The organism is Pseudomonas sp. FSL R10-0056 (assembly GCF_009600105.1).
Classification (GTDB): Bacteria; Pseudomonadota; Gammaproteobacteria; order Pseudomonadales; family Pseudomonadaceae; genus Aquipseudomonas; species Aquipseudomonas bubulae.
Genome location: NZ_WIWL01000174.1, coordinates 32945 through 58985, shown reverse-complemented (window position 1 = coordinate 58985; position 26041 = coordinate 32945). Strand labels below are relative to the sequence as shown.

At 57.7% G+C, this 26041-nt stretch carries 23 protein-coding genes and 1 pseudogene; 11 read left to right on the top strand and 13 right to left on the bottom strand.

Annotated features, from left to right (window positions below; genetic code table 11):
• Both GHO42_RS26085 and uvrD read right to left on the bottom strand, forming a co-directional pair.
• A pseudogene (locus tag GHO42_RS26085) lies at positions 1 to 145 on the bottom strand (hypothetical protein); the annotation flags it as partial.
• 263 nt (positions 146 to 408) lie between these two features.
• Positions 409 to 2592, bottom strand: coding sequence for a DNA helicase II (gene uvrD / locus GHO42_RS11650; protein WP_153327821.1), 2184 nt, complete (start codon positions 2590 to 2592; stop codon positions 409 to 411).
• A gap of 193 nt (positions 2593 to 2785) precedes the next feature.
• Here uvrD and GHO42_RS11645 point away from each other — a divergent pair, with 193 nt between their 5' ends.
• The 3 genes from GHO42_RS11645 to GHO42_RS11635 all read left to right on the top strand — a co-directional run bounded on the left by GHO42_RS11645 (position 2786) and on the right by GHO42_RS11635 (position 5767).
• Positions 2786 to 4321 carry a bifunctional diguanylate cyclase/phosphodiesterase gene (locus tag GHO42_RS11645; protein WP_095024793.1) on the top strand — a complete coding sequence of 512 codons (1536 nt, stop codon included), beginning with the start codon at positions 2786 to 2788 and terminating at the stop codon, positions 4319 to 4321.
• Positions 4322 to 4478: 157 nt separating this feature from the next.
• Complete coding sequence (hexR, locus tag GHO42_RS11640) at positions 4479 to 5345, top strand: transcriptional regulator HexR (protein ID WP_094999545.1); 867 nt, start codon at positions 4479 to 4481, stop codon at positions 5343 to 5345.
• Positions 5346 to 5554: 209 nt separating this feature from the next.
• Positions 5555 to 5767 carry a PA3496 family putative envelope integrity protein gene (locus GHO42_RS11635; protein ID WP_094999544.1) on the top strand — a complete coding sequence of 71 codons (213 nt, stop codon included), beginning with the start codon at positions 5555 to 5557 and terminating at the stop codon, positions 5765 to 5767.
• Here the strand turns inward: GHO42_RS11635 and GHO42_RS11630 are convergent.
• On the bottom strand, positions 5709 to 6671 hold the full coding sequence (locus GHO42_RS11630; protein ID WP_094999543.1) for a LysR family transcriptional regulator: 963 nt from the start codon (positions 6669 to 6671) through the stop codon (positions 5709 to 5711). The two genes, GHO42_RS11635 and GHO42_RS11630, sit on opposite strands and share 59 nt — an antisense overlap.
• 190 nt (positions 6672 to 6861) lie before the next feature.
• On the opposite strand from GHO42_RS11630, the gene GHO42_RS11625 reads away from it, so the two are divergent.
• Entirely contained in the window at positions 6862 to 8277 is a 1416-nt protein-coding gene (locus GHO42_RS11625; protein WP_016782925.1) for an acetyl-CoA carboxylase biotin carboxylase subunit, read from the top strand.
• 11 nt (positions 8278 to 8288) lie between these two features.
• Positions 8289 to 10097 (top strand): sodium-extruding oxaloacetate decarboxylase subunit alpha, encoded by a 1809-nt coding sequence (gene oadA, locus GHO42_RS11620; protein ID WP_094999542.1) that lies wholly within the window; start codon positions 8289 to 8291, stop codon positions 10095 to 10097.
• A 341-nt stretch (positions 10098 to 10438) separates the two neighbouring features.
• On the opposite strand, the gene GHO42_RS11615 is transcribed toward oadA, so the two are convergent.
• The 3 genes from GHO42_RS11615 to GHO42_RS11605 are packed head-to-tail and all read right to left on the bottom strand — an operon-like array spanning position 10439 to position 12219.
• Positions 10439 to 11119 (bottom strand): GNAT family N-acetyltransferase, encoded by a 681-nt coding sequence (locus GHO42_RS11615; protein WP_153327819.1) that lies wholly within the window; start codon positions 11117 to 11119, stop codon positions 10439 to 10441.
• Positions 11120 to 11133: 14 nt separating this feature from the next.
• Positions 11134 to 11583 (bottom strand): GNAT family N-acetyltransferase, encoded by a 450-nt coding sequence (locus GHO42_RS11610; protein ID WP_094999540.1) that lies wholly within the window; start codon positions 11581 to 11583, stop codon positions 11134 to 11136.
• Between the two features lie 6 nt (positions 11584 to 11589).
• A complete protein-coding gene (locus GHO42_RS11605) occupies positions 11590 to 12219 on the bottom strand; it encodes an FMN-binding negative transcriptional regulator (protein ID WP_095017943.1) in 630 nt (209 codons plus the stop codon).
• An 89-nt stretch (positions 12220 to 12308) separates the two neighbouring features.
• On the opposite strand from GHO42_RS11605, the gene GHO42_RS11600 reads away from it, so the two are divergent.
• Entirely contained in the window at positions 12309 to 13865 is a 1557-nt protein-coding gene (locus GHO42_RS11600) for a PLP-dependent aminotransferase family protein (RefSeq protein WP_153327816.1), read from the top strand.
• Between the two features lie 102 nt (positions 13866 to 13967).
• Here GHO42_RS11600 and GHO42_RS11595 read toward each other — a convergent pair whose 3' ends face one another.
• The 5 genes from GHO42_RS11595 to aspA all read right to left on the bottom strand — a co-directional run bounded on the left by GHO42_RS11595 (position 13968) and on the right by aspA (position 20716).
• The gene (locus tag GHO42_RS11595) at positions 13968 to 14999 is read right to left on the bottom strand and encodes a histone deacetylase family protein (RefSeq protein ID WP_095020581.1); all 1032 of its coding nucleotides are present in this window, start codon (positions 14997 to 14999) and stop codon (positions 13968 to 13970) included.
• A 140-nt stretch (positions 15000 to 15139) separates the two neighbouring features.
• Positions 15140 to 16132 carry an AraC family transcriptional regulator gene (locus GHO42_RS11590; protein ID WP_094999536.1) on the bottom strand — a complete coding sequence of 331 codons (993 nt, stop codon included), beginning with the start codon at positions 16130 to 16132 and terminating at the stop codon, positions 15140 to 15142.
• Between the two features lie 180 nt (positions 16133 to 16312).
• A complete protein-coding gene (locus tag GHO42_RS11585) occupies positions 16313 to 17317 on the bottom strand; it encodes an asparaginase (protein WP_130872236.1) in 1005 nt (334 codons plus the stop codon).
• 56 nt (positions 17318 to 17373) lie between these two features.
• Complete coding sequence (locus tag GHO42_RS11580; protein WP_153327813.1) at positions 17374 to 18795, bottom strand: sodium:alanine symporter family protein; 1422 nt, start codon at positions 18793 to 18795, stop codon at positions 17374 to 17376.
• A gap of 496 nt (positions 18796 to 19291) precedes the next feature.
• Entirely contained in the window at positions 19292 to 20716 is a 1425-nt protein-coding gene (gene aspA / locus GHO42_RS11575; protein ID WP_094999533.1) for an aspartate ammonia-lyase, read from the bottom strand.
• Positions 20717 to 20896: 180 nt separating this feature from the next.
• On the opposite strand from aspA, the gene GHO42_RS11570 reads away from it, so the two are divergent.
• Positions 20897 to 21802, top strand: coding sequence for a LysR substrate-binding domain-containing protein (locus GHO42_RS11570; protein WP_095017945.1), 906 nt, complete (start codon positions 20897 to 20899; stop codon positions 21800 to 21802).
• A gap of 21 nt (positions 21803 to 21823) precedes the next feature.
• Here GHO42_RS11570 and GHO42_RS11565 read toward each other — a convergent pair whose 3' ends face one another.
• A complete protein-coding gene (locus tag GHO42_RS11565) occupies positions 21824 to 22420 on the bottom strand; it encodes a hypothetical protein (protein WP_153327812.1) in 597 nt (198 codons plus the stop codon).
• Between the two features lie 51 nt (positions 22421 to 22471).
• The gene (locus GHO42_RS11560; protein ID WP_153327810.1) at positions 22472 to 23026 is read right to left on the bottom strand and encodes a reprolysin-like metallopeptidase; all 555 of its coding nucleotides are present in this window, start codon (positions 23024 to 23026) and stop codon (positions 22472 to 22474) included.
• 415 nt (positions 23027 to 23441) lie between these two features.
• On the opposite strand from GHO42_RS11560, the gene purE reads away from it, so the two are divergent.
• The 4 genes from purE (at position 23442) to GHO42_RS11540 (ending at position 26003) form a co-directional block, all read left to right on the top strand.
• On the top strand, positions 23442 to 23933 hold the full coding sequence (purE, locus tag GHO42_RS11555; protein ID WP_016782937.1) for a 5-(carboxyamino)imidazole ribonucleotide mutase: 492 nt from the start codon (positions 23442 to 23444) through the stop codon (positions 23931 to 23933).
• Between the two features lie 11 nt (positions 23934 to 23944).
• Positions 23945 to 25030, top strand: a complete 1086-nt coding sequence (locus GHO42_RS11550; RefSeq protein ID WP_094999530.1) for a 5-(carboxyamino)imidazole ribonucleotide synthase — start codon at positions 23945 to 23947, stop codon at positions 25028 to 25030.
• Positions 25031 to 25136: 106 nt separating this feature from the next.
• Positions 25137 to 25385 (top strand): GlsB/YeaQ/YmgE family stress response membrane protein, encoded by a 249-nt coding sequence (locus tag GHO42_RS11545; RefSeq protein WP_016782939.1) that lies wholly within the window; start codon positions 25137 to 25139, stop codon positions 25383 to 25385.
• Between the two features lie 81 nt (positions 25386 to 25466).
• Entirely contained in the window at positions 25467 to 26003 is a 537-nt protein-coding gene (locus tag GHO42_RS11540) for a DUF3299 domain-containing protein (protein ID WP_094999529.1), read from the top strand.
• Positions 26004 to 26041 lie beyond the last annotated feature (38 nt).

Sequence of the window (26041 nt, the reverse complement as noted above, 5' to 3'; positions counted from 1 at the left end):
GGGCTGCAGCTGGAGCAGCTTGACGCGTTTGGTGGCTAGGCGCTGCACCCGCGCTTTTGCCGCCACCGAAGCGCTTGGCGTTCGCGTCGATGCTCATCGTCAAGCCGATGCACAACGCCATGGCGATGCTAAGAAAACGTTTCATAAGGGGTTCCCATTTGTGGATATCACGCGCGCCATGTTGCACAGATGAGTTGTGACTGGCTAGCGGTGAAGTGTTTCGGGCTTTTGCTTATTTGTTTGTAGGGCTAGGATTTATTTTGCGTAGGAGAACATGTGGGAGCGAGCCTGCTCGCGAAAGCGGTGTATCAGCCAACAATAATATTGACTGATGTGCTCTCTTCGCGAGCAGGCTCGCTCCCACAGCGGTTTGCCTTACCTTATTCCCGCCAAGCTGTCGGGTTGCTGTCAGACCGCCTCAAGTTTGGCGTAGCCCATCATCAGCCATTTGCTGCCTTCGCTGAAGTTGACCTGTACCCGTGCCTGGGCACCTGCACCCTCGAAATTGAGGATGACGCCTTCGCCGAAGACCGCATGCTTGACCATCTGGCCGAGTTTGAATTCGGTTTCGGGAATCTCCGAACCACCAAACAGGGTGCTGGCGCTCTGCTTTTGACCGCCGCCGAAAGGACGACTGACACTGTTGGACAGTCTGACTTCCTGGATCAGGCCTTTTGGTACTTCGCGTACGAAGCGTGAAACCTTATTGTAGGTTTCGCTGCCGTACAGGCGTCGGGTTTCTGCGTAGGTCATCACCAGGTTTTGCATGGCGCGGGTAATGCCTACGTAGGCCAGGCGTCGTTCCTCTTCGAGGCGACCGGGCTCTTCCAGGCTCATTTTGTGCGGGAACAGGCCTTCTTCCATGCCTACCAGGAACACGTACGGGAACTCCAGGCCTTTGGCGCTGTGCAGCGTCATCAGTTGGATGCCGTCTTCATGTTCTTCGGCCTGGGTATCGCCAGCCTCCAGTGAGGCATGCCCGAGGAAGGCGGCCAATGGCGACAGCTCTTCGTCTTCGTCATTGTTCTCAAAGTTGCGTGCTGCGCTGACCAGCTCCTCAAGGTTTTCTACCCGGGCCTGGCCTTTTTCGCCTTTTTCCGCCTGATGGTAGGCAATCAGCCCGCTTTGCTCGATCACGGTTTGCGTCATCAGATGCAGAGGCATGTCCATGACTTTTGCCGCGAGGTTTTCGATCAGTTCCATAAAGCCGGCAATGGCACCCGAAGCACGGCCCGGCAGGGCTTTATTGGCGATCAGCTGGCGCATTGCTTTCCACATCGACACGTCGCTGTGACGTGCGTGTTCGCGAATGGCTTCGACGGTTTTTTCACCAATGCCGCGGGCAGGTACGTTAATCACCCGCTCCAGCGCCGCATCATTGCCACGACCTTCGAGCAGGCGCATATAGGCCATGGCATTTTTGATTTCCGCGCGTTCGAAGAAGCGCTGGCCGCCATAGATGCGGTAAGGGATGCGCTCGCGCAGCAAGGCTTCTTCAAGCACCCGCGACTGGGCGTTGGAACGGTACAAGATGGCGATATCGCTATGGGCGATGCCGGTTTTCAGAGCGCTTTCGATGGTTTCGACCACGTAGCGCGCTTCGTCATGTTCGTTGAACGCGGCGTACAGATTGATGGCTTCGCCTTCGCCGCCGTCAGTCCACAGCTCTTTGCCCATGCGCCCGGTGTTGTTGGCAATCAGGGCATTGGCCGCTTTGAGGATGCCCGCCGTGGAGCGGTAATTTTGCTCCAGACGAATGGTCTCGGCATCCGGGAAGTCGGTTGAGTACTGATAGATGTTTTCGATTTTTGCGCCGCGCCAGCCGTAGATCGACTGGTCGTCATCACCGACCACCATCAGGCTGTCGCCGCCCTGGGCCAGCAACCGTAGCCAGGCATATTGCACGGCGTTGGTATCCTGGAATTCGTCTACCAGGATGTGCCGGAAGCGTTTCTGGTAATGCGCCAGCAAGCCCGGGTTGTCGCGCCACAAATCAAGGGCACGCAGCAGCAGCTCGGAAAAATCGATCACACCGGCGCGTTGGCACGCGACCTCATAGGCCTCGTAAATATTGCGCATGGTGGCCAGGAACAAGTCGCCGCTGGCCTGGATATGTTTGGGGCGAAGGCCTTCGTCTTTTTGACCGTTGATAAACCACTGGGCCTGACGTACGGGCCAGCGTTGTTCATCCAGCCCCAGCTCACGGATCACACGCTTGACCAGGCGTTGCTGGTCGTCGCTGTCGAGGATCTGGAATGTCTGGCTAAGGCCGGCTTCTTGCCAGTGAGCCCGCAGCAGACGGTGAGCCAGGCCGTGGAAGGTGCCGACCCACATGCCTGCCGGGTTGATACCCATCAACTGCTCGATGCGGTGGCGCATCTCGGCAGCGGCCTTGTTGGTGAACGTCACCGACAGCACGGAGTGTGGGGACGCGTTTTCGACCTGGATCAGCCAGGCGATACGGTGCACCAGCACACGGGTTTTGCCGGAACCAGCGCCGGCCAGGACCAACTGACGCCCGACACTGGCCGTGACGGCCTGACGTTGGGCATCGTTGAGAGAATTTAACAAGAGAGAGAGATCATCGCGCATCGGGGCATTTTAGGGGCTGTTGGTGTTTCATTGCTAGCTGCGTGGCCGCCTTGGGCCGAGCGGTCTAAAAGCCGGACAATAAATGTGCCTGGCTGATTTCATCCATTTAATAGCGCCTGTGCGTTTGGTCACGGGCATTGCTTGTGTATGCTCGGGCGACTTTTTGGCTCATCTACTGATAAGAATTTCGCCGATGGTTCAGAGTTTAAATTCGCCGGGTATTTTTTTCGGCATAGGCATCGGTTTTTTCCTGCTGGCGGGCGGCCTGGGATGGCAGGTCAAGCGGATCAGGCAACGGCGCATGGTGCGCCGCTTGCGGCATCAAGGTTTGCGCGAAGATTTGCAGCAAGCGAATGTCCGTAGTGAGCAACTCAATACCGAGCTTGCCTATGAGGTCGAGCAGCGCCGTTTGAGCGAAGCGCGGGTGCGCCACCTGACCCGTTTTGATGAGCTGACCGGGCTGGCCAACCGCCTTCTGTTCAAGGAACGCCTGGAGGAGGCTAGCCAGCGTGTACGCCAGGGCTCGTGCAACCTGACGTTGCTGCACATCAATCTCGATCGTTTCAAATTGCTCAATGACAATTTCGGGCATGAGCTGGCGGACCATGTGCTGCAAAAAATGGCCGAACGCATCACCAAGGCCTTGCCTGAGGCCGACACCATTGCGCGCCTGTCGGGTGATGAATTTGCAGTGCTGTTTGATGCCTATAACAGCCTGACCAGCCTGGCGCGGGTCGCGACCCGGCTGCTGGACAAGCTCGGTCGGCCGCTGGTGGTGGATGGCCATGAGCTGGTCATCAGTGTGTCAATGGGCATCAGCATGTTGCCCGACAGCGCGCGCGATATTGCCAGCCTGGTCCATCAGGCCAACAAGGCCATGCAGCAGGCCAAGCACCTGGGCGGCGGCAGGTTTCAGTTCTACAGTGACAGCCTGCATGGCAGCTCCCTTGAACGGCTGCAGCTGGAAAACCAACTGCGCAAAGCCATTAGCGAACGCCAGCTCAACGTGTTCTATCAACCCAAGCTGTGCCTGGCCACAGGGCGTCTGCACGCCGCCGAAGCGTTGGTGCGCTGGGATCACCCGCAACTGGGTAATGTGCCGCCAGGCAACTTTATTGTCCTTGCCGAAGAGACCGGCCTGATCAGCGCCATCGGTGAATTTGTACTGCGCGAAGCCTGCCGGCAAGCGTGTGAATGGCAACGAGCAGGGCTGGCGCCAATACGGGTATCGGTGAACTTGTCGGGGCATCAGTTGCGCCAGGGCAAGCTGGTCAGCCTGGTGCGCCAGGTACTTGAAGAAACCGGGCTGGCGCCGCACTGCCTGGAACTGGAACTGACAGAAAGCCAGTTGCTCGACAATGTTGAATACGTCATCGCTACCTTCCAGCAATTGCATGAACTGGGGGTGAAGCTGGCAATCGATGATTTTGGCACCGGCTATTCATCGCTCAGTTACCTCAAGCGATTTGCGGTGGATTACGTAAAAATCGATAAAACGTTTATTCACGGCGTGGGCCGTTGCAGCGAAGACGAGGCCATCACCCTCGCAATTATTGCCATGGCCCACAGTCTGGGCCTTAAAGTGGTGGCAGAAGGCGTTGAAAACGAGGCGCAGCTGGCATTTCTCAAGACTCGCCAGTGCGACGAAGTGCAGGGCTATTTGATCAGTCGTCCGATAAACGCAGTGCAATTCAGCGATTTACTGCGTAACGGTGTAGTGGTCTTGTAGTGCCAAAAAGGGCTACATGGCCCTCAAGCGGCTTGAATCAAGGGAGATAACTGGATAGTTGATGGCGTATTGGCTGGGCAGAAAACGAATTCTTGTAGTATAACTACAAGATTGCTACATCCCCGGCGCCCGCCGCTTACAGACCGAGTCCTGCCCTTTGAACCTGCTGCAACATATTGCCCAGTCACGCCACCTGTTACGTAAATCGGAACTCAAGGTCGCCGATCACGTGCTGCTTGATCCTGCGGCTGTAATGCACAGTTCCATGGCCGACCTTGCCCACAGTGTCGGAATCAGCGAGCCGACCATCGTGCGTTTTTGCCGGGCGATAGGCTGTTCCGGGTTTCAGGACCTGAAGCTCAAGCTGGCGCAAAGCCTGGCGGCCGGCGCCAGTTTTGGTCAGTTCGCGATCCATGAAGACGATTCGGTAGCGGACTACAGCCTGAAAATTTTCGACACCACGCTGCATACCTTGATGGACGTGCGCGAGAAACTCGATCCGATAGCGCTGCAGCGTGCCGTGACGGCCATGTCGCAAGCGCAGCGTGTCGAGTTTTATGGGTTTGGTGCCTCGGGCGCGGTTGCGGCGGATGCCCAGCACAAGTTTTTCCGTCTGTTGCTGACCGCGGCGGCCTATTCCGACCCGCATATGCAAGCGATGTCGGCCGTGACCTTGAAGCCTACCGACGTGGCGATCTGCATTTCCCAGTCGGGCCGTTCCAAAGACTTGCTGATCACCGCCAACCTGGTGCGTGAAAGCGGCGCGACCCTGATTACCTTGTGCCCGAGCCAGACGCCGCTGGCGGAGCTGGCAACCGTCAATCTGGCGATCGATGTGCATGAAGACACCGAAATCTATACCCCGCTGACCTCGCGTATTGCCCACCTGGTAGTGATTGACGTGTTGGCAATGGGTGTTGCCATGGCCCGAGGCCCGAGCCTGGTCAACCACCTCAAGAGCGTCAAGCGCAGCCTGCGCAGCTTGCGCCTGTCGCCTAAATCACTGAAAAGCCACGAAGATTAAAAGCGCACAACATCTTCTGTGGGAGCGGGCTTGCTCGCGATAGGGAATGCCGCCGTGTGACAGACACACCGCAGCGCCTGAATCGCGAGCAAGCCCGCTCCCACGCAGAGCTCACATTCAGCGTTCATCCCCCTGTCATCCCACCTTCGCCAAGTCGTCATAAACAAGGTGCATCGTAAAGCTCCCGTACACGCCTTGGGAGACTCGAAATGGCTCAGCCTTACGAAGAACGCAATAGCGCCGTCAAAACCCGCCGTCAGCAAGAAGACCAGCGCCGCATGGCCTTCCGTCGCGCGATTGAAGACCATACGAGCCAGCGCCAACTGCGTCTGGAAACCTCTGATTACCCTGACCTCGGGTCGATCAACTACTGGCAGTCTGCGTCGGCAAGTGACCGTCGAAGCGCTCAACCAACGCGCTGATTTGCAGGCGCTCACTGCGAATAAACCCCAGAAATGCATGCGCTACCGGTGACAGGCGCTTGGCCTTGGCCTGCACCACGCACCAGCTGCGATACAGCGGCAACTCCTCGACCGGCAGTTCGCACAGCAGGCCGGTCGCCAGCTCCAGGCTGACGGCGTGGCGGGTCAATAACGCCACGCCCAACCCGGCTACCGCGCACTCGCGCTGCGACTCGTTGGACGACACTTCCAGCGTCTGATTGAAGTGCACGCGCTTTTCCTTGAAATACTCCTCACACGCCATGCGCGTGCCCGAACCCTGCTCGCGCATCAGCAAGGTATAAGGCTCCAGATCCTGCAAATGCAGCGGACCCCGGTTGCACAACGGATGATCAGCGGGAGCCACGGCCACAATCGGGTTGTTCAGAAACGGCAAGAATTCCAGGCCCATGTCCTGGGGCACCATCGACATGATCACCAGATCATCGCGGTTATCTGACAGCCGACGAACGGCCTGCGCCCGGTTGACCACCGTCAGTTGCAAATTGACTTCCGGATGCTGGCGCTTGAAGGCCGCAAACAGATGCGGCACAAAATATTTCGCGCTCGACTCTACGGCCAGTTTCAACTGGCCTTGCAATGACCCGAGCATGTCGGAAAGTTGCATGTCGAGGTTTTCCAGCCGGCCGAAAATATCCCGACTGGCCAACTGAAGCGCTTCAGCGGCTTCGGTCATGTACAGCTTTTTGCCGACGTACTCGAACAATGGTTGGCCAACCAGCTCTTCAAGCTGACGAATTTGTAGACTTACGGCGGGTTGCGTCAGCGACATTTCTTCTGCTGCGCGGCTGTAAGAACGCAAATCACAGACTTCGTTAAACACCTGTAATTGGCGAAAAGTGATACGCATCAATGACTTACGCATTTTTATAAAATTATCCGAAGCGACAAGTTATCTGACTATAAGTTGTTACTTATGCACAACCCAAGAATTATTGATTTTTGTTTATCACTGCGTGGGTCTAGTGTGACGACACAACGGTTCAGACACATTTGGACACGTGCCGACCTGGTCTAGCAGGTCGTTTGTTCCATGGGCTTTAGGGAAAATCCAAGTGATAAAAAAGATCCTGATCGCCAACCGCGGAGAAATCGCCGTCCGCATCGTGCGTGCCTGCGCCGAGATGGGGATTCGCTCTGTAGCGGTCTATTCCGAAGCTGATCGGCATGCCTTGCACGTCAAGCGCGCCGACGAAGCACACAATATCGGCGAAGACCCGCTGGCCGGTTATTTGAATCCGCGCAAGCTGGTGAACCTGGCGGTTGAAACCGGTTGTGATGCTCTGCATCCCGGTTACGGTTTTTTGTCAGAAAACGCTGAGTTGGCTGATATCTGCGCCGAGCGCGGGATCAAGTTCATCGGTCCGGCCGCTGAAGTCATTCGCCGTATGGGCGACAAGACTGAAGCGCGTCGCAGCATGATCAAGGCCGGTGTGCCGGTCACGCCGGGCACTGAAGGCAACGTTGCCGACATCCACGAAGCCTTGATTGAAGGCGAACGCATTGGCTACCCGGTGATGCTCAAGGCCACCTCGGGTGGTGGCGGTCGCGGCATTCGTCGCTGCAACAGCCGTGAAGAACTCGAGCAAGCCTTCCCGCGGGTGATCTCGGAAGCGACCAAGGCCTTTGGTTCGGCCGAAGTGTTCCTCGAAAAATGCATCGTCAACCCCAAGCATATCGAAGCGCAAATTCTCGGCGACAGCTTTGGCAACGTGGTGCATCTGTTTGAGCGCGACTGCTCGATCCAGCGTCGCAACCAAAAGCTGATCGAAATCGCCCCGAGCCCGCAGCTGACCCCGGAACAGCGTGCCTATATCGGCGACCTGTCTGTGCGCGCAGCCAAGGCCGTGGGTTACGAGAACGCCGGTACCGTGGAGTTCCTGCTCGCCGAGGGCGAGGTGTACTTCATGGAGATGAACACTCGGGTGCAGGTGGAGCACACCATCACCGAAGAAATTACCGGCATCGACATTGTTCGTGAACAGATTCGTATCGCCTCTGGCCTGCCGCTCTCGATCAAGCAGGAAGACGTGCAGCATCGCGGCTTTGCCCTGCAGTTCCGGATCAACGCCGAAGACCCGAAAAACAACTTCCTGCCCAGTTTCGGCAAGATCACCCGTTACTACGCGCCCGGCGGCCCCGGTGTACGTACCGACACGGCGATCTACACCGGCTATACCATCCCGCCGTATTACGACTCTATGTGTCTGAAACTGGTGGTGTGGGCCCTGACCTGGGAAGAAGCAATGGACCGTGGTTTGCGCGCCCTCGACGACATGCGTCTGCAAGGGGTCAAAACCACCGCCGCGTATTACCAGGAAATCCTGCGTAACCCGGAATTCCGTAGTGGCCAGTTCAACACCAGCTTCGTAGAAAGCCACCCTGAGCTGACCAACTACTCGATCAAGCGCAAACCCGAAGAGTTGGCCCTGGCCATCGCTGCCGCCATCGCCGCCCACGCAGGCCTGTGAGGAAAAGAATAATGAGCAAGAAGATTTTCGTAACTGACACCATCCTGCGTGACGCCCACCAGTCGCTGCTGGCCACCCGCATGCGCACTGAAGACATGCTGCCGATCTGCGACAAGCTCGACAAAGTCGGCTACTGGTCCCTGGAAGTCTGGGGCGGCGCGACCTTTGATGCCTGCGTGCGTTTCCTCAAGGAAGATCCGTGGGAGCGTCTGCGCCAACTGCGTGCCGCCTTGCCCAACACGCGTCTGCAAATGTTGCTGCGCGGCCAGAACCTGCTGGGCTATCGCCATTACAGCGACGACGTGGTCAAAGCCTTCGTCGCCAAAGCAGCAGTCAACGGCATCGACGTGTTCCGCATCTTCGACGCCATGAACGACGTGCGTAACCTGCGTGTGGCCATCGAGGCGGTCAAAGCTGCCGGCAAGCATGCCCAGGGCACCATCGCCTATACCACCAGTCCGGTACATACCACCGAGGCGTTTGTGGCGCAGGCCAAGCAGATGGAAGCCATGGGCTGCGACTCGGTCGCCATCAAAGACATGGCTGGCCTGCTGACGCCGTACGCCACGGGCGAACTGGTCAAGGCGCTGAAAGCCGAAATCACTCTGCCGATCTTTATTCACTCCCATGACACCGCCGGTCTGGCTGCCATGTGCCAGCTCAAGGCTATCGAGAATGGCGCAGACCACATTGATACCGCGATCTCCAGCTTTGCGTGGGGCACCAGCCACCCGGGCACCGAGTCGATGGTTGCCGCGCTCAAAGGCAGTGAATACGACACCGGTCTCGATCTGTCGCTGTTGCAGGAAATCGGCATGTACTTCTACGCAGTGCGTAAGAAGTATCACCAGTTTGAAAGCGAATTCACCGCTGTAGATACCCGTGTTCAGGTTAACCAGGTGCCGGGCGGGATGATTTCCAACCTTGCCAACCAGCTCAAAGAGCAGGGTGCGCTGAACCGCATGAGCGAAGTGCTGGCCGAAATCCCGCGTGTGCGTGAAGACCTCGGTTACCCGCCGCTGGTGACACCGACGTCGCAAATTGTGGGTACTCAGGCATTCTTCAACGTATTGGCGGGTGAGCGTTACAAAACCATCACCAACGAAGTGAAGCTCTACCTGCAAGGCGGCTACGGCAAGGCGCCGGGCGTGGTCAACGAGCAACTGCGTCGTCAGGCCATTGGCAACGAAGAGCTGATCGACGTACGCCCTGCGGACCTGCTAAAGCCCGAAATGGTCAAGCTGCGTGCTGAAATTGGTGCCCTGGCCCAGTCGGAAGAAGACGTACTGACCTTCGCCATGTTCCCGGATATCGGTCGCAAGTTCCTTGAGGAGCGCGCTGCAGGCACTCTGACCCCAGAAGTGCTGCTGCCTATCCCTGAGGCTGGCGGTGTCACCAAGGCGAGCGGTGAGGGCGTGCCGACCGAGTTCGTGATCGACGTGCACGGTGAGAGCTATCGCGTTGACATAACCGGTGTGGGCGTCAAGGCTGAAGGCAAGCGTCACTTCTACCTGTCCATCGATGGCATGCCGGAAGAGGTGGTGTTCGAACCCCTCAACGAATTTGTTGGTGGCACCTCAAGCAAGCGCAAGCAGGCCAGCGAGCCAGGCCATGTGAGCACGGCAATGCCGGGCAACATCGTTGATGTACTGGTCGCTGTAGGCGATGTGGTCAAGGCGGGTCAGTCGGTACTGATCACCGAAGCGATGAAAATGGAAACTGAAGTCCAGGCCGGCATCGCAGGCAAAATCGTCACCATCCATGTAATCAAGGGTGATCGCGTTAATCCGGGCGAAATTCTGATCGAAATCGAAGCCTGATACTGTCTTTGATGTAAACGCTTTAAACCTCGGGGGGGCATGTGCTCCCCTTTTTTTTGCTCTTGAATTGAGGCTTTTTCGCAGGTTCGATTCAAGGAATCTGGCGACGACAAGGCTGGAAAAGCGCCTGTAGCGCCTAGCAAGTAGGGCGAGGTGTGGTGTGCCCGTACGAGGCGTTAGACATAAGTCGCTGAGCCATGGTGTTTCAGGTGCATCGCGCTGCTACGAGTGTTTGCGCTTCTCCCTGTGCAACAGGGGTATCAAGCGGTCGCGTAGCGCAAATGTGTTTATTCCAAGCACAAAAACGCCCAGCAGTCCTTGCTGGGCGTATTGATCAAATTTTATACAGCTGTGGCTCTGCATTCTTCCAGGGTCTTTATTTGGCCGCTTTCTGGTTGGTTATCCAATGCCAGCCATTTTTCGAACCCTGCCGCTAGTGGGGGCCATTCCGTACTAATAATGCTGTACCACGTGGTATCACGGTTTTTGCCTTTAACCACCATATGGTGGCGGAAAACGCCTTCGTATGTGTACCCCAATCGTACTGCAGTACGCTTCGATCTTGCGTTATCGTTGTTGCACTTCCATTCCAGACGCCGGTTGCCCAGGGCGAAGGCTTCCTTGGCGAGCAGGTAGACCGCCTCCGTGCTTTTCGGTGAGCGTTGCATGGGTGCGCCAAAGGCGACGTGGCCGATCTCGATACGCCCGTGCTCCGGGACGATGCACATCAGGCTAAGCAAGCCTTGTGCCTCACCGCTGGGCTTGTCGATAACGGCATAGAAATGTGGATCACGGCTATCGGCATGCTTTTGCAGCCAAGCGTCAAAGGTCGGACGCTCGTTAAATGGACCGTAGGGCAGGTAGTCCCACAGCTTGGGATCGGCCTGCGGCCCTTGTAAGGCTAGCCATAGTTCATCGCCATGACGTTCGGGGTCGAGCTTTTCCAGACGAATGAATCGCCCTTCGAGGGTGCGGGTATCCGGGGTTTTAGCCGCCAGCCAACGTTCTAGAGAGTCGGGCATTGCGCGTTCCTTATTTATGACAAGGTTTTGCGAAACTGGATAAAGCCGGGGCGCTCGCCAATGCGCTCATACAACTGAATAGCCGTGGCGTTGGTTTCCTGGGTGAGCCAATGCACTTTGCAGCAGTCCTTGGCGCGGGCGGCTGCGTATACATGCTCGATTAACTGACGACCCACCCCCTTGCCGCGCACATCGGGACTGACAAACAGGTCTTGAAGATAGCAGGCGTCTTTGATGCTCCAGTTGGTGCGGTGATAAACGCACTGCACCATGCCCACCGCTTTGTCGTCTTGCCAGGCCAGGGCCAGGGTGGTCGGTTCTGCCGGGTCGAGAAAACGCGCCCAGGTGGATTGGCTGATTTCGTCGGATAGCTCGGTTTTGTAGAAGCGCAAGTAAGCTTGCCAAAGTGGTAGCCACTGTTCGCGATCGGTGGCGGTGGCAGTTTTGATCTGGATTTGAGCCATTTTCAGTTATTCCTTAACCATTAAATGAGCGAGTGCGTGGTCTTGCGGGTTGGGGTTGGCCAGCAGGCCCTGGCGCACACCAGCCTGGTCGCGGGCGTCGCGGTTCTGGCTGAGTTTGCGTTTGCCTTGCAGGCGGGTGATAGGCAGGCGAAAGCCCACAATGGCCTTGAGCATGCTGTCGACATAGTCGGCGGGGGCGTCGCTGACAGCCCAGGGCGCGGGGCGATTGGCTTCATGCCTGTCGCTCAGGCGGCTGACCAGTGCCAGCAAACGTTCGGCATCATCGAACACCTCGGCCATGCCATAAGCGTGTACGGCCAGGTAATTCCAGGTGGGTACGGCTTTTCCGTGGTCGGCCTTGCCTGGGTAAAAGGTAGGGCTGATATAGGCCTGTTCGCCGGCAAAGATCACCAGTGCTTCCGTGCCTTGGGCCAGGTCCTGCCAGTGTGGATTGGCCCGGGCCAGGTGCCCGTACAATGTGCCGCACGGGCCTTCGTCGGGGTTCAACAGCATAGGCACATGACTGGCGAGCAGGCCCTGGCTGGCATGTGTGACCAGCACGGGCAGGGGGGAGGCCTGCATCTGCTGGTGCAGGATTTTAATGTCGTCTACGGCGAAGGCGCGGGGTACGTACATGGAAATTATCCTTGGCGATTGGCTTTATCCTAGGCAGGCTATTGGTTGGTTGTAAGAGCCATTAATGGTCAATTTCATAGGTCCAATCCATGAAGGATTCAGTTCTTTCCATCGCCTTCAACCCCGCCGGGATCGAGCTTGATCCCAAAAAGGGTCTGAGCCGCCAGCTGTATCTGGCATTGCGCCAACGTGTGCTGGATGGTCGTTTGAATGGCGGCTCGCGCTTGCCCGCCAGCCGTGACATGGCCGGTGCCTTGGGGATTTCCCGCAATAGTGTGATGCGGGCCTATGACCAGTTGTATGCCGAAGGATTTATTGAGGGGAGAGTTGGGGACGGTACCTATGTCGCCAAATTGCCAGAAAAAGCCCTGCCGCTAAAAAAGTTGTCCACCAACTTACCCACAGGCTTTTCAACAGGCTTATCCCCAGGGTTATCCACAAAACAGCCTGAAATACCTGTAATTACATCCAGTAAAGTTATCCACAGCACGGCTCTGAGCAGGGTTGCAACCCATGCATTGGACCTGCCACCCAGTGGTGTTCCCCGCGCATTTCGGGTGGGTGTTCCGGCGTTCGACTTATTCCCTTTCGAGGTATGGAGCAAGCTGCAGGCGGCTTTTTGGCGTAAGCCGGAGTTGCAGCACCTGTGCTACGGCGATCCTGCAGGTGATGAGCGTCTGCGTGCATTGATTGCGGCTTATTTGCGTACTTCACGAGGTTTATCGTGTACGGCTGAGCAAATTTTGATCACCAGTGGCGCGCAGCAAGGAATTAGCCTTTGTGCACAGCTGCTGGTGGAGCCGGGCGAAGGGGTGGCTGTGGAAAACCCCGGCTATCGCGCAGCTGCCTATGCCTTTGCGATTGCCGGGGCGAATGTGCAGGGCGTGGCGGTGGATCAGGACGGTATGGACTGTTCGGCGCTGGCGCATTTGAGCAACTGCCGGCTGGCCTATGTCACGCCCTCCCATCAATACCCCAGCGGGGTCACCATGAGCCTGGCCCGGCGCCTGGAACTGCTGGCCTGGGCCGAGCGTACAGAGGGCTGGATTGTCGAAGACGACTACGATGGCGAGTACCGCTATAGCGGTGCGCCGCTGGCCCCGCTGGCAGCACTGGACCGCAGCGGGCGGGTGATTTATGTCGGTACCTTCGGCAAGGTGGCGTTTCCGGCGTTGCGCCTGGGGTATCTGGTGCTGCCCAAGGGGCTGATCGAGCCGTTTGCCCGCCGGCGCTCGCTGGATATGCGCCATTCGGAGGTCGGCACTCAGGCGGTGATGGCCGAGTTTATGGCGGCGGGGCATTTTCAGCGGCATATACGGCGGATGCGTCGCGCGGCTTTGAGTCGCCGTGATGTGTTGCTGGCCAACTGGCCACAGGGGTTGGCGGAGGTTGGGGCCATGCCGGGTATCGCGGCGGGCTTGCATGTGGCGGTGCCGGTGGCGAGTTTGGCTCGTGAGCAGCAACTGCTGGCGCAGGCCCGGGCAGTGGACGTGGAGATCAACGGGCTGAGCAGTTATTGGTTACAGGATTCGAGTGAGCCTGTGGATAACCGCGCGGGATTGGTGTTGGGGTTTGCAGCGGTACCCGAAGTGGAGATCAAGGCGGCGCTGGAGCGGCTGGGCAAGGTGTGGAATGGCAGCCGTTGAACCTGTGGGAGCGGGCTTGCTCGCGAGGGGGGCACCGCATTAATTCAGACAGACCGCACCGGCTGAATTGCGAGCAAGCCCGCTCCCACAGGAAGGGCTTGATCATTGCGCGCTTTCAAACCCCTCCAGCACATTCACCGCATTCACGCCGATTTCCTCTACGGCGTAACCACCTTCCATCACAAATAGTGTCGGTTTGCCCAGCCGCGCAATACGCTCACCCATGCGCAGGTAGTCCGGGCTGTCGAGTTTGAATTGGGAAATCGGGTCGTTCTTGAATGTATCCACACCCAGCGAAACCACGATTACGCCAGCGTCATAGCGCTCGATTTCAGCGCAGGCCAATTCCAGCGCCGCGCTCCAGCGATCCCAGGCCGAACCCGCAGCCAGCGGGTAGTTGAAGTTGAAGCCTTCCCCGGGCCCTTCCCCCAGTTCGTCTTCGTAGCCCAGAAAGAACGGAAACTCGGCCTCAGGATGGCCGTGAATCGAGGTAAACAGCACGTCGTTACGTTCATAGAAAATCGACTGCGTACCATTACCGTGATGGTAATCAACGTCGAGGATAGCCACCTTGCTGTGGCCTTGATCGAGAAAGGCCTGGGCTGCTATGGCGGCGTTATTCAGGTAGCAGTAACCGCCCATCAAGTCGCTGGCGGCGTGATGCCCCGGTGGCCGGCAAAGTGCGAAAGCACTGTGGGCGCCGTTTTGAATTTCGGCTTGGGCAGTCAGGGCTACTTGCGCTGCACTGTAAGCCGCTTGCCATGTGCCCGCAGTAATCGGCGCTCCGCCGTCGAAGCTGTAATACCCAAGCTGGCCATGCAGGCTGGTGGGCAGAACGGCACGTAAAGTACGGGCAGGCCAGGTATAAGGCAGCAAGTCACCGTCGCGGCCATGTTGGGCCCAGCGGTCCCAGGCACCCTGGAAAAAGTCCAGGTAGGCCGCACTGTGAATCCGCTCGATAGGCCCGCGGCCGAAGTCTTGCGGGGCGCTCACTGGGCCGAGTTCACGGGTTTGTACACGTTGCAAAATATGGTCGGCCCGTGATGGCATTTCAAAGCAGGGCAACAGTTGCCCGTCCATCAACTCACAGCGGCCATGATGCAGGTGGTGATCGTCCGAATAGATCGTCAGCATTGTCTTGTTCTCCCAGGGCATGAGCGGTTGGCTACAGTCTTGCGGCGCCGGGGGTTTGAGAGAACGGCAGGAGCGGCCAAAAGGAGATGTATGTGGCCAAAATGGTTGACCGTAATTGGCCCCTGCCCATCCCCTCTGAATCAGGCCCGGAACTGGCTGGGTGCAACCCCGCTCCAGCGCACGAAGGCATGGCGGAAGCTCGCGGTTTCACTGAAACCCAGGGTCTCGGCAATCTTGTAAATGGGCCATTCGGTTTCGTTGAGCAGCAGCTTGGCGCGCTCAAAACGCAGGTCATCGAGCAGCGTCTGGTAGCTGCAACCCATATCGTGCAAGTGGCGGCGCAGGGTGCGCGGCGAGCAGTTCATGTGCTCGGCCAGCCCTTCGAGGCCGGGGGCTGCATGCAGTTGTGCGGCCAGCAACTGGCGGATGCGTTCCAGCCAGGTTTGTCTCCCGGTGAACTCCAGATTCTGTTTGCGGCAACGCTCGGCCATCGCTTGATGGGTCACCGCATCGGCCAGTGGCAAAGGCTGGTCGAGCCATCGCTTGGCGAAGGCGAAAGCATTGCTGTCGGCATCGAACTGACGCGGGCAATCGAAGCTTTGCCCGTAGCTGGCGTGGTAGTCGGGTGCGCTGTGGATAAAGCGTGCACCCAATAGCGGCAGCGATTGGCCTAGCAAGTCTTCGCATATAACCTTGAGCGAAACCAGGCATAGCTCGGTATTGAACACCGCCATTTGCGGGCTCTCGGCATAGCCATTGGCACAGAACCGGACCTGTTCGCCCTCGACCTCCAGGCTCAGCTCAAAAAGTGTTCCCAGCAGCGCCGGGTAGCGTAAAGCTAGACGCAATGCGTCACCTAAGGTGGCACTGGTGAGTAGGGCGTAACCGAGTATGCCGTAGGACGACACATGCATGCGTCGCCCTAGTTCAAGGCCGATTTCGCGGCGCAGAGCCACGGCATTGGCGCACACGCGCATTTCCTGATTGGTGGTGATGCGAGTGTCTGCACGGCTCAGGTCCGCCGCCCGAATGCCGCTGCCGGCCAGCAGCATCTCGCTGGGCAAGCCTTCTGCGTTGAAGGTGCTGAGCACCAGGGATACGGCGTTGAGCGTTGTGAGATGGGAGTGGAGCATGCTCGTTTCCTGCCTGGGAGGTGCAGGAAGCGAGCAAGTTGTGTGCCGGGGGATGTACACCGAACCTGTAGCCGCTGCCGCAGGCTGCGATAAGGGCCGAAGGACCTTCAATCAAGGCGGGTCTGGTGCACAGTCCATCACAGCCTGCTAGAGCGGCTACATAGGCCGGGTTATGGGCTTTTAGGCCAGCTCCCCGCACACATCCAGTTCGATCAGGCGGCGCACCTCGGCCAGCGGCAGGTCAGCGCCAAGCAAGGCATGCAGTTTGCCGAACACGGCCTCGCGGGTCATTCCGCCACCTGACAGCACACCCGCCTCACGCAAGCGGCTGCCAGCTTCGTACACGTCCAGTTCTACACCGCCTTCATGGCATTGGGTAATGGCCACGATCACAATGCCATTTTCCTGTGCCCGTTGCAGACTGGCGAGAAAGTCCGGGTTGTCGCCAGGGCCGGTGCCACTGCCGAAACACTCCAGTACCAGGGCTTCGATCCCGCTGTTGAGCAAGGCATCGAGCTGGGCGGCGCCAATCCCTGGCACCAGTGGCAGCACGCCTACGCTGGCCTGGTGTTTGGGGTAGCTGTAGGCCAGTTCTGCCGGGAGGGTGCTGGCTTTGGCTCCGCCGCCGTTGCGTGTCAGCGTCACAAACGGGTTACGGCCAAAGCTGCGCACTTTGGCGCAGCGAGTTGGAGCCATCAGCTTGCCGTGGAAGTACAACTGCACGCCGTTAGGCTGGCCCTGGCCCAGCGCCTGCAAGGCACCGCTGATGTTTTCCCAGGCATCGCTGTCAGGTACGCCCGCTGGCAGCATGGAGCCGGTGAAGAGTACCGGTGCAGGCAAGCCCAGCAGTTGAAAGCACATCGCCGCAGCGCTGTAGGCCAGCGTGTCAGTGCCATGCAGGACCAGTACAGCATCGCAGCCATCCTGCTCGACCGCTTCGATGATCGCGCTGCGCAGGCGTAGCCAGTAGGCAGGCGTCATGTTGGCGCTGTCGATCAGCGGGCTCATTTCGCGAAAGGCCCATTGCGGTACTTGCAGCTGCGGTTGGCTGGCCAGGTGCTCGCGCATGCGTGCCTCAAAACCCGAGGCTGGTGCCAGACCGCTGGCGCTGGCCTGCATGCCGATGGTGCCGCCGGTGTAGAGCACCATGACGTGTTGGCAGGTGTGATGAGTGGCTGCGGTCATTATTGAGTCTCCATAAGCAAAAACGCGGCGGTTCTGGAGAACCGCCGCGTCAAGTATCAGCGTTTTGTTTCGTCGACCTGGGCGGCCGGCTTTGGCGGCCAGGCCTTTAGATCGAGATCCAGATCCGGGAATTTACTGGAATCGAAGACAGGTGTCTTGATCCCCGCGCGGCGCTGGTCATCGTAGTCCTTGAGCACGCGCATGCAGATCTTGAACAGCATCGCCAGCGCAACCAGGTTAACGAAGGCGAGCATGGTCATGGCAATGTCGGCGAAAGCGAAAACCGTTTGCAGGTTTTCGATCGACCCCCAAAAGATCAGCACCAGCACCAGTGCGCGATAACCCATCAGTGCTTTGCGGCTCTCTCCAACCAAAAAGCGCAGGTTGTTCTCGCCCAGGTAGTAGTTGTAGAGCATCGAGGTGAATACGAACAGCGCCAGGGCCATGCTGATAAAGACACGACCCCATTCGCCGACCACGGCTGCCAGGGAGTTCTGGGTCAGGGCAATGCCGTCGCCTTCAAAACCTGGGGTGTAGAAGCCCGACAACAGAATCAGCAAAGCCGTACAGGTGCAGATCACAAAGGTGTCGAGGAATACGCTGAATGCCTGCACCACGCCTTGGGCGATCGGGTGCTCAACATCGGCCACGGCAGCCACGTTCGGGGCGCTGCCCAGACCGGCTTCGTTGGCGAAGACGCCACGTTTGACGCCCATCACGATTGCACTGCCGATCAGGCCACCGAACACAGGGTCCAGGCCGAAGGCGCTCTTGACGATATGGCCCAGCATGGCGGGTACGTGGTCGAACTGCAGTACGATCACATACAGGGTGACCGCAATATAGGCCAGGGTCTTGACCGGTACCAGCAGGTCGGCTACCGAAGCGATACGCTTGATCCCGCCGATAAACACCAGGCCCAGCAGGATGGCGATGGCCAGCCCCGAGTAGTTGACCTTGAAGCCGAAGGCGTCTTGCAGCGAGTGGGTCACGGCATGGGCTTGCAGGCCCATGAAGGCAAAACCGAAGGTGATCAGCAACAGCACGGCCATCAGTTTGCCCATCCACACTTTGCCCAGGCCGTACTTCATATAGAAGGACGGGCCGCCGCGCAGTTGGCCTTCCGAATCACGACGCTTGTACAGCTGGCCCAGGGAGCATTCGATCAAGCTGCTGGACATGCCGACCAGGGCGGTCACCCACATCCAGAACACGGCACCGGGGCCACCCAGGGTAACGGCAATACCGACGCCGGCAATGTTGCCCGCGCCGACACGGCCGGCCAGGCTCAGCATCAATGCCTGAAATGAGCTCAGCTCACCGGCGCTGCTGCGCAGGCTGTCCTTGAAAACCGAAAACATGTGCAGAAAGTAACGAAACTGAACGAAACGCGAGCGGATCGTGAAGTAGCCACCGAGCCCGACCATGAGCACGATTAGCACTTTCCCTGAGAGGAAGTCATTGATGACTTCAAGCATGGATTATTCCTCGCTGTTTTTATCTGATGGCAACACGGCCGGATCGAAATATCGCGTTACACCTGCTTGAGCAAGGCATAAACGTAGGCGATCAATGTGACCCTGGCCATGTTGCTGCTTGGTTTACGATGCTGTTTCCGTGCTGACGATGGCCGCTGGTGCTGGGGCCGGGCACAGGAAGAGGGGCGGCACTATACCTAGGAGCGCAGGAAGCGTCTGCATAAGTGACTGAATTTTCATGTGTGAGTTGTCCGATATGGCTTTGTTTATTGTCAAATTGCCCTCACCCCAGCCCTCTCCCTGAGGGTCAAAGGGCTCGATTTGTGGCGTTAATCTGATCTGCTTTTGCCTTTAGTCTTCTCTCCCTCTGGGAGAGGGGGGAGGGGTTTCAAAATCCCAGGGCCAAAAAAAAGGGCCTGCAGACGTATCTGCAAGCCCTCAAAAGGTGAGAGGTGTCTAGTCCCTCGACCTGGTGAGCGTTGAGCGTGTTACAGCATCAGGCCTTGAGTGGCACCAGACGCGGAGCAATCATGTTTTCCGGGCGCAGGATGTCGTCGAGCATGGCGTCGTCGAGCAAGCCTTCTTCGCGCACCAGTTCCAGTACGCCGCGGCCGCTTTCAAGAGCGATACGGGCGATACGGGTGGCGTTTTCATAACCGATGTACGGGTTAAGTGCAGTCACCAGACCAATCGAGTGCTCGACCAGTTCACGGCAGCGCGCTTCGTTGGCCGTGATGCCGGTGATGCAGTGTTCGCGCAGCATGTCCATGGCGCGTTGCAGCAGACGAATCGAGTCGAAGATCTTGAACGCGATCAGCGGCTCCATAACGTTCAGTTGCAGCTGGCCACCTTCGGCAGCGATGGTCAGGGCCAGGTCGTTACCGATGATCTGGAATGCCACTTGGTTCACGGCTTCCGGGATAACCGGGTTGACCTTGCCTGGCATGATCGAACTGCCTGGCTGACGTGCTGGCAGGTTGATTTCGTTGATGCCGGTACGTGGGCCGCTGGACAGCAGGCGCAAGTCGTTGCAGATCTTCGACAGCTTGACCGCGGTACGCTTGAGCATGCCGGAGAACAGTACGAAGGCGCCCATGTCGGAGGTGGCTTCGATCAGGTCGGCCGCCGGTACCAGCGGGTGACCGCTGATGGTGGCCAGGCGGTTCACGGCCAGCATCTGGTAACGCGGGTCGGCGTTGATGCCGGTACCGATGGCGGTGCCACCCAGGTTCACTTCAGTCAGCAGCTCTGGTGCCAGGGTTTTCAGGCGAGCCAGGTCTTCACTCAATGTAGTGGCGAAAGCGCGGAACTCTTGACCCAGGGTCATTGGCACGGCGTCTTGCAGCTGGGTACGGCCCATTTTCAGGACGTGGCTGAACTCGGCGCCTTTGGCTGCAAACGACTGGATCAGGCTGTCGAGGCTGGCCAGCAGCGCGTCGTGACCCAACAACAGGCCCAGACGAATGGCCGTCGGGTAGGCGTCGTTGGTCGACTGCGCCATGTTGACGTCGTTGTTCGGGTGCAGGTATTGGTATTCGCCTTTCTGATGGCCCATGGCCTCCAGCGCGATGTTGGCGATCACTTCGTTGGCATTCATGTTGGTTGAAGTGCCAGCGCCGCCTTGAATCATGTCCACCACGAACTCTTCGTGGAAATCGCCGCGGATCAGACGTGCACACGCTTCGCTGATGGCAGCGTGCTTGGCGTCGCTCAGATGACCCAACTCGCGGTTGGCGTCAGCAGCGGCCTGTTTAACCATGGCCAGGCCCACAACCAGCTTCGGGTAATGCGAGATCGGAACGCCGGAGAGACGGAAGTTGTTCACCGCTCGCAGGGTCTGGATGCCGTAATACGCTTGAGCGGGTACTTCGAGTACGCCAAGCAGGTCTTTTTCGGTACGGAAAGATGCAGCGGAGGACATGATAGAAATCATCTCGATATGAACCCGGTCTGGGCCGGAACGCTGCGAATCCTAGGCCTGCAGACTATTTTGGGCCAATGCCTTTAAACACTAACCTATGCATAAACGGCATAATAGCGACGTGACGCGGCAGGCGCGTCGAGCGTGTGACCCATTTTGGTGCGCGTCCGGGAGGACTCGATGAATCTCGAAAGTAAATGGTTAGAGGACTTCAGTGCCCTGGCTGCTACCCGCAGTTTTTCCCAGGCAGCAGAGCGCCGTTTCGTCACTCAGCCGGCCTTTAGTCGGCGAATTCGCAGCCTTGAAGCGGCGCTTGGGCTGACCTTGGTGAATCGTTCCCGCACCCCGGTGGAGTTGACTGCGGCCGGTCAGCTGTTTTTGGTTACCGCACGTACGGTCGTCGAACAGTTGGGTGAGGTGCTGCGTCACCTTCATCACCTCGAAGGCGGGCAGGGTGAGGTCATGCAAGTGGCTGCCGCTCACTCCCTGGCCCTGGGTTTTTTCCCGCGCTGGATCGCCCAGTTGCGCAATGAAGGGCTGAACATCGCGACACGACTGGTTGCGACTAACGTCGGAGACGCGGTGCATGCTTTGCGCGAAGGTGGCTGCGATTTGATGCTGGCTTTTTACGATCCGGATGCGGCCTTGCAGATGGATCCTGAAATTTTCCCGTCCTTGCACCTGGGTAATACCGAAATGCTCCCGGTATGTGCTGCCGATGCCGACGGCAAGCCGCTTTTCGATCTGGAAGGCGATGTCAGCGTGCCATTGCTGGCCTATAGCGCTGGCGCATTTCTGGGCCGCTCGGTGAATTTGCTGCTGCGCCAGCGCAGCCTGCGCTTTACCACTATTTATGAGACCGCGATGGCCGATAGCCTTAAAAGCATGGCGCTCGAAGGGTTGGGCATCGCCTGGGTGCCGCATTTGAGCGTGCGTGCCGAGCTGGCGCGGGGCGAGCTGGTGGTGTGCGGTGGCCCGCAATGGCATGTGCCGCTGGAGATTCGCCTGTACCGCTGTGCCCTGGTACGCAAGGCCAACGTACGGTTGTTGTGGCGCAAGCTGGAAAGTGGAACTCAACCGGAGTGAATGGGTTTTTTGTTACGGGTTTTAAGGGGCTTTTTTTAGGTGCTGCTTTATGTTGGCGTAATTTTCACTGCTAAAGCTGAAGATAGAGCAAGCACCCTCCTCGCGGCCCGTTGCCATAAAGGTTGCACAGTGAGAAGGATCATTACGTTCGGGCTCACGATACAAGGCAACATCCTCATGGGTAGCGCCGAGGCAGTGCCCTATTTCATGGGCCACCACCGTTCGTCCAAGTGTTGTGGCGATTGCGATGTTGGCCTCTGGAATAGCCAGGCCCTCCACCCCCAACGAGGGCATGAGGAGTCCATCAATCAGGATCAGGTATAAATCGGCAGGTTTTCCGGCCCGCCGATGTTCAGCCATGTATGCAGCAAAGACGGCTTTAATGGCCGTGCTCAGCGCTTCAATAACTGGCTCAATATCCAGACGGTTATCTGAGAAGGACAGGTAGTCAAAATTTGTGATGTCGGGAATATTCCGCAGAAATACAACGTTAACCGAACGGCCAGTCATCTTTGATAGCTGGGGCGTAAAAATATCGAAAAATAAATATTTTAGGTGGCGATCGTTTTTCTGAAGAACAGTGTCATGAACAAATGTATATATATTGATCGGTTGCATTTTTAGTCTTCATTCAGGTGATGACTGGTAAGTCTGTTAGAGACTCCGGTCTTAGGGGGCATCACTTAAGAATGCTCTTATGTTGTCTCTGTTTTCCGGCGTGAAACGGTAACAATTACTTCGAAAAGTTGAAGCGTTGGGAAACATGAACGTTTCACACACGCTTCCCCATGGATTGTGGCCGAGTGATGCATTGTTGTGGGATGCATTGAAACTGTGGCCTACTTCATGGGCGATCACTTGATAGTGTTTAAGGCTGGCAATGACGGCGGGTTGTCCGGGGTAAGCGCAGCCCAGGGTGGTTTCGTTGAGCGGGGAGTGCGTAACCAGAATGTAGCGTTCGGTTTTACCCCACTTTAGCCCGTGTTGGTTTTTGTATCGGATGGCCGCCAACTCCCATCGATGAAGAACATCGTCTATGGACTGACTTTTATAGTTGAAGTCAGTCATGCCCTGCACGTTACGTATGTCCTTGAATATAAAAGATCGTTTTGTAATTGCCGTGATTTCGTCGGTAAACTCTTTGAAGTATGCACGCCCCAATGTGTTGATGGCGCGGTGCGGGACATCGTTGTGGATAAAAATATAAAGTGTGATCGGTTGCATGGGAAATATCCTTTTTATAAGGAGCCTGCAATCCTTGCAGGACTGTTTACGTTTTTGCTGTTACCGGTTTGAATTTAAGTGAAGACGTTAATTCCAGGTTTCGCCGTGGCTGGAATTCGTCGAGTTATGTCGTTTCTATCTCTGTGCGATGTAGGCGTGGCACCCGATGATCAGAGGCCGTAGCCGAGGAGGAGTGCGTTGACCTGCAGGTCAATAAAACCGGGGGATTCAGGATTATCCGATGTGCATGACAGATGGTCGTCAAAGGTGCTTTCAAGGCACATGTTTGGGGTATACTGCGCGGCCTTCGGCTGGCTTGACCGGCCTTAATTCCTATAACAAGCCACGTCGGATCCTCCACGTGGCTTGTTGTTTTTTGACGCGCCTGCGGGCGCCCAAGAGAAGAGGCGCGACGATGAGTGCACTGGTAGGCGTGATCATGGGCTCCAAGTCCGATTGGTCCACCCTCAGCCACACCGCCGATATGCTGGAAAAACTCGGCATTCCTTACGAAGTGAAAGTGGTCTCTGCCCACCGCACTCCGGATCTGCTGTTCCAGTATGCCGAAGAGGCCGAAGGCCGCGGGATCGAGGTCATCATCGCGGGTGCCGGTGGCGCAGCCCACCTGCCAGGCATGTGTGCAGCCAAAACCCATTTGCCAGTGCTCGGTGTACCGGTGCAGTCGGCGATGCTGTCGGGCGTAGACTCGCTGCTGTCGATAGTGCAAATGCCGGCGGGCATCCCGGTTGCAACCCTGGCCATCGGCAAAGCGGGCGCGATCAACGCTGCCCTGTTGTCGGCGAGCATCCTGGGCGCCAAGCATCCGCAGTTCCATACCGTTTTGAAAGCATTCCGTGCTGAACAGACAGACAGCGTGCTGGACAATCCAGACCCGCGCGTAGCCTGAGGTTTCTGACGATGAAAATCGGTGTAATCGGTGGCGGTCAATTGGGCCGCATGCTGGCTCTGGCGGGCACTCCGCTGGGGATGAACTTCGCTTTCCTGGATCCGGCTCCTGATGCCTGTGCCGCCTCGCTGGGTGAACACCTGCGTGCGGACTACAGCGACCCGGACCATTTGCGCCAGTTGGCTGACGAAGTCGACCTGGTGACGTTCGAGTTCGAAAGCGTTCCCGCTGAAACCGTGGCTTTCCTGTCGCAATTCGTCCCGGTATACCCGAGCGCCGAAGCGTTGCGCATTGCCCGCGATCGCTGGTTCGAAAAGAGCATGTTCAAGGATCTGGGCATTCCGACGCCGGCATTTGCCGACATCCAGTCCCAGGCTGATCTGGACGCAGCAGTGGCCACCATTGGCCTGCCTGCCGTGCTCAAGACCCGCACCCTGGGTTATGACGGCAAGGGCCAGAAAGTGCTGCGCACCCCTGCCGATGTCGTGGATACGTTTGCTGAACTGGGCAGTGTGGCGTGCCTGCTGGAAGGGTTTGTGCCGTTCACCGGCGAAGTGTCGCTGATTGCCGTACGCGGCCGTGATGGCGAAACGAAGTTCTACCCATTGGTACACAACACTCACGACAGCGGCATTCTCAAGCTGTCGGTTGCCAGTACCGATCACCCGTTGCAAGCCCTGGCTGAAGACTACTCCAGCCGTGTGCTCAAGCAGCTGGATTACGTTGGGGTGATGGCATTCGAATTCTTTGAAGTCGACGGTGGCCTCAAGGCCAACGAAATCGCCCCGCGTGTCCATAACTCCGGGCATTGGACCACCGAAGGTGCCGAGTGCAGCCAGTTCGAAAACCACTTGCGCGCCATCGCCGGCCTGCCGCTGGGTTCGACAGCCAAAGTGGGTGAAAGCGCCATGCTCAACTTCATCGGCAGCGTGCCGCCGGTTGAGAAGGTGATTGCGATTGCTGATTGCCATCTGCATCACTATGGCAAGGCGTTCAAGGTCGGCCGCAAAGTCGGTCACGCCAACCTGCGCTGCGCTGACATGGCGACGTTGCAAGCGCAAATCCTCAAGGTTGAAGCCCTGATCGACGAAGCGTAAATCGCTTTGTACGGAACCATTGGGTTGTCGCTGCTCTCTGATGGCGTGATGCCAAAGTGCTGACTAGGCTTTGGTTGTAACGCCATTTAATTTTGAGGGAGCGTCCATGGGCATCATCGGAACCATTTTTATCGGCTTGATCGTTGGCCTGCTGGCTCGTTTCCTGAAACCGGGTGACGACAGCATGGGCTGGATCATGACCATCCTGCTGGGTATCGGCGGTTCGCTGGCGGCTACCTATGGTGGTCAGGCGATTGGTATCTACAAGGCAGGCGAGGGTGCCGGCTTTATAGGTGCCGTGGTGGGTGCCGTGATCTTGCTGGTGATCTACGGCCTGGTGTCGAAAAAGTCCTGATTAAACGCTTTGGCTCTCTCTGCGCCAGCCGCAGAGAGGGTTAAACTGCGCGCGTTCAATCCTTCTTTTATCGAGCCTTGCATGCGCCGTCTTCTACTGACTTTTCTTTTGCTGGGTTCAGGCCTGGCACATGCGGCAGAGTTGCCCGAAACCGACTGGCTTGAACTGATGCCCAAGTCGGATCAAATAGCCCTTGAGCAAATGCCCGAAATTGACCATGACTCGCCCGAGGCCAATGGTACGTTTACCGACAAGGGTGGTTTGAAGCAGAGCAAGGGCCTGCCCGCGGTGATGTACTCCAGCAAGACAGTGGCCAGCATGAACGGCAAAAATATCCGTTTGGGTGGCTACCCCGTGCCTCTGGAAACAGACGCCAAGGGTCGCAGTACGCTGTTTTTCCTGGTGCCGTACCCGGGCGCCTGCATTCATGTGCCGCCTCCGCCGCCCAATCAGTTGGTGTTGGTGCGCTATCCAAAAGGCTTGAAGCTGGATGATATCTACACGCCGCTGTGGGTGATGGGCTCGCTGAAGGTCGAGAAGGTCAGCAATGACCTGGCCGATGCGGCCTATGCGCTGGATGCGAGCAAGGTGCGGGTAGTGGTTGAGGAAGATTTGTAGGGATCAGACCAATTGTGGGAGCGAGCCTGCTCGCTCCC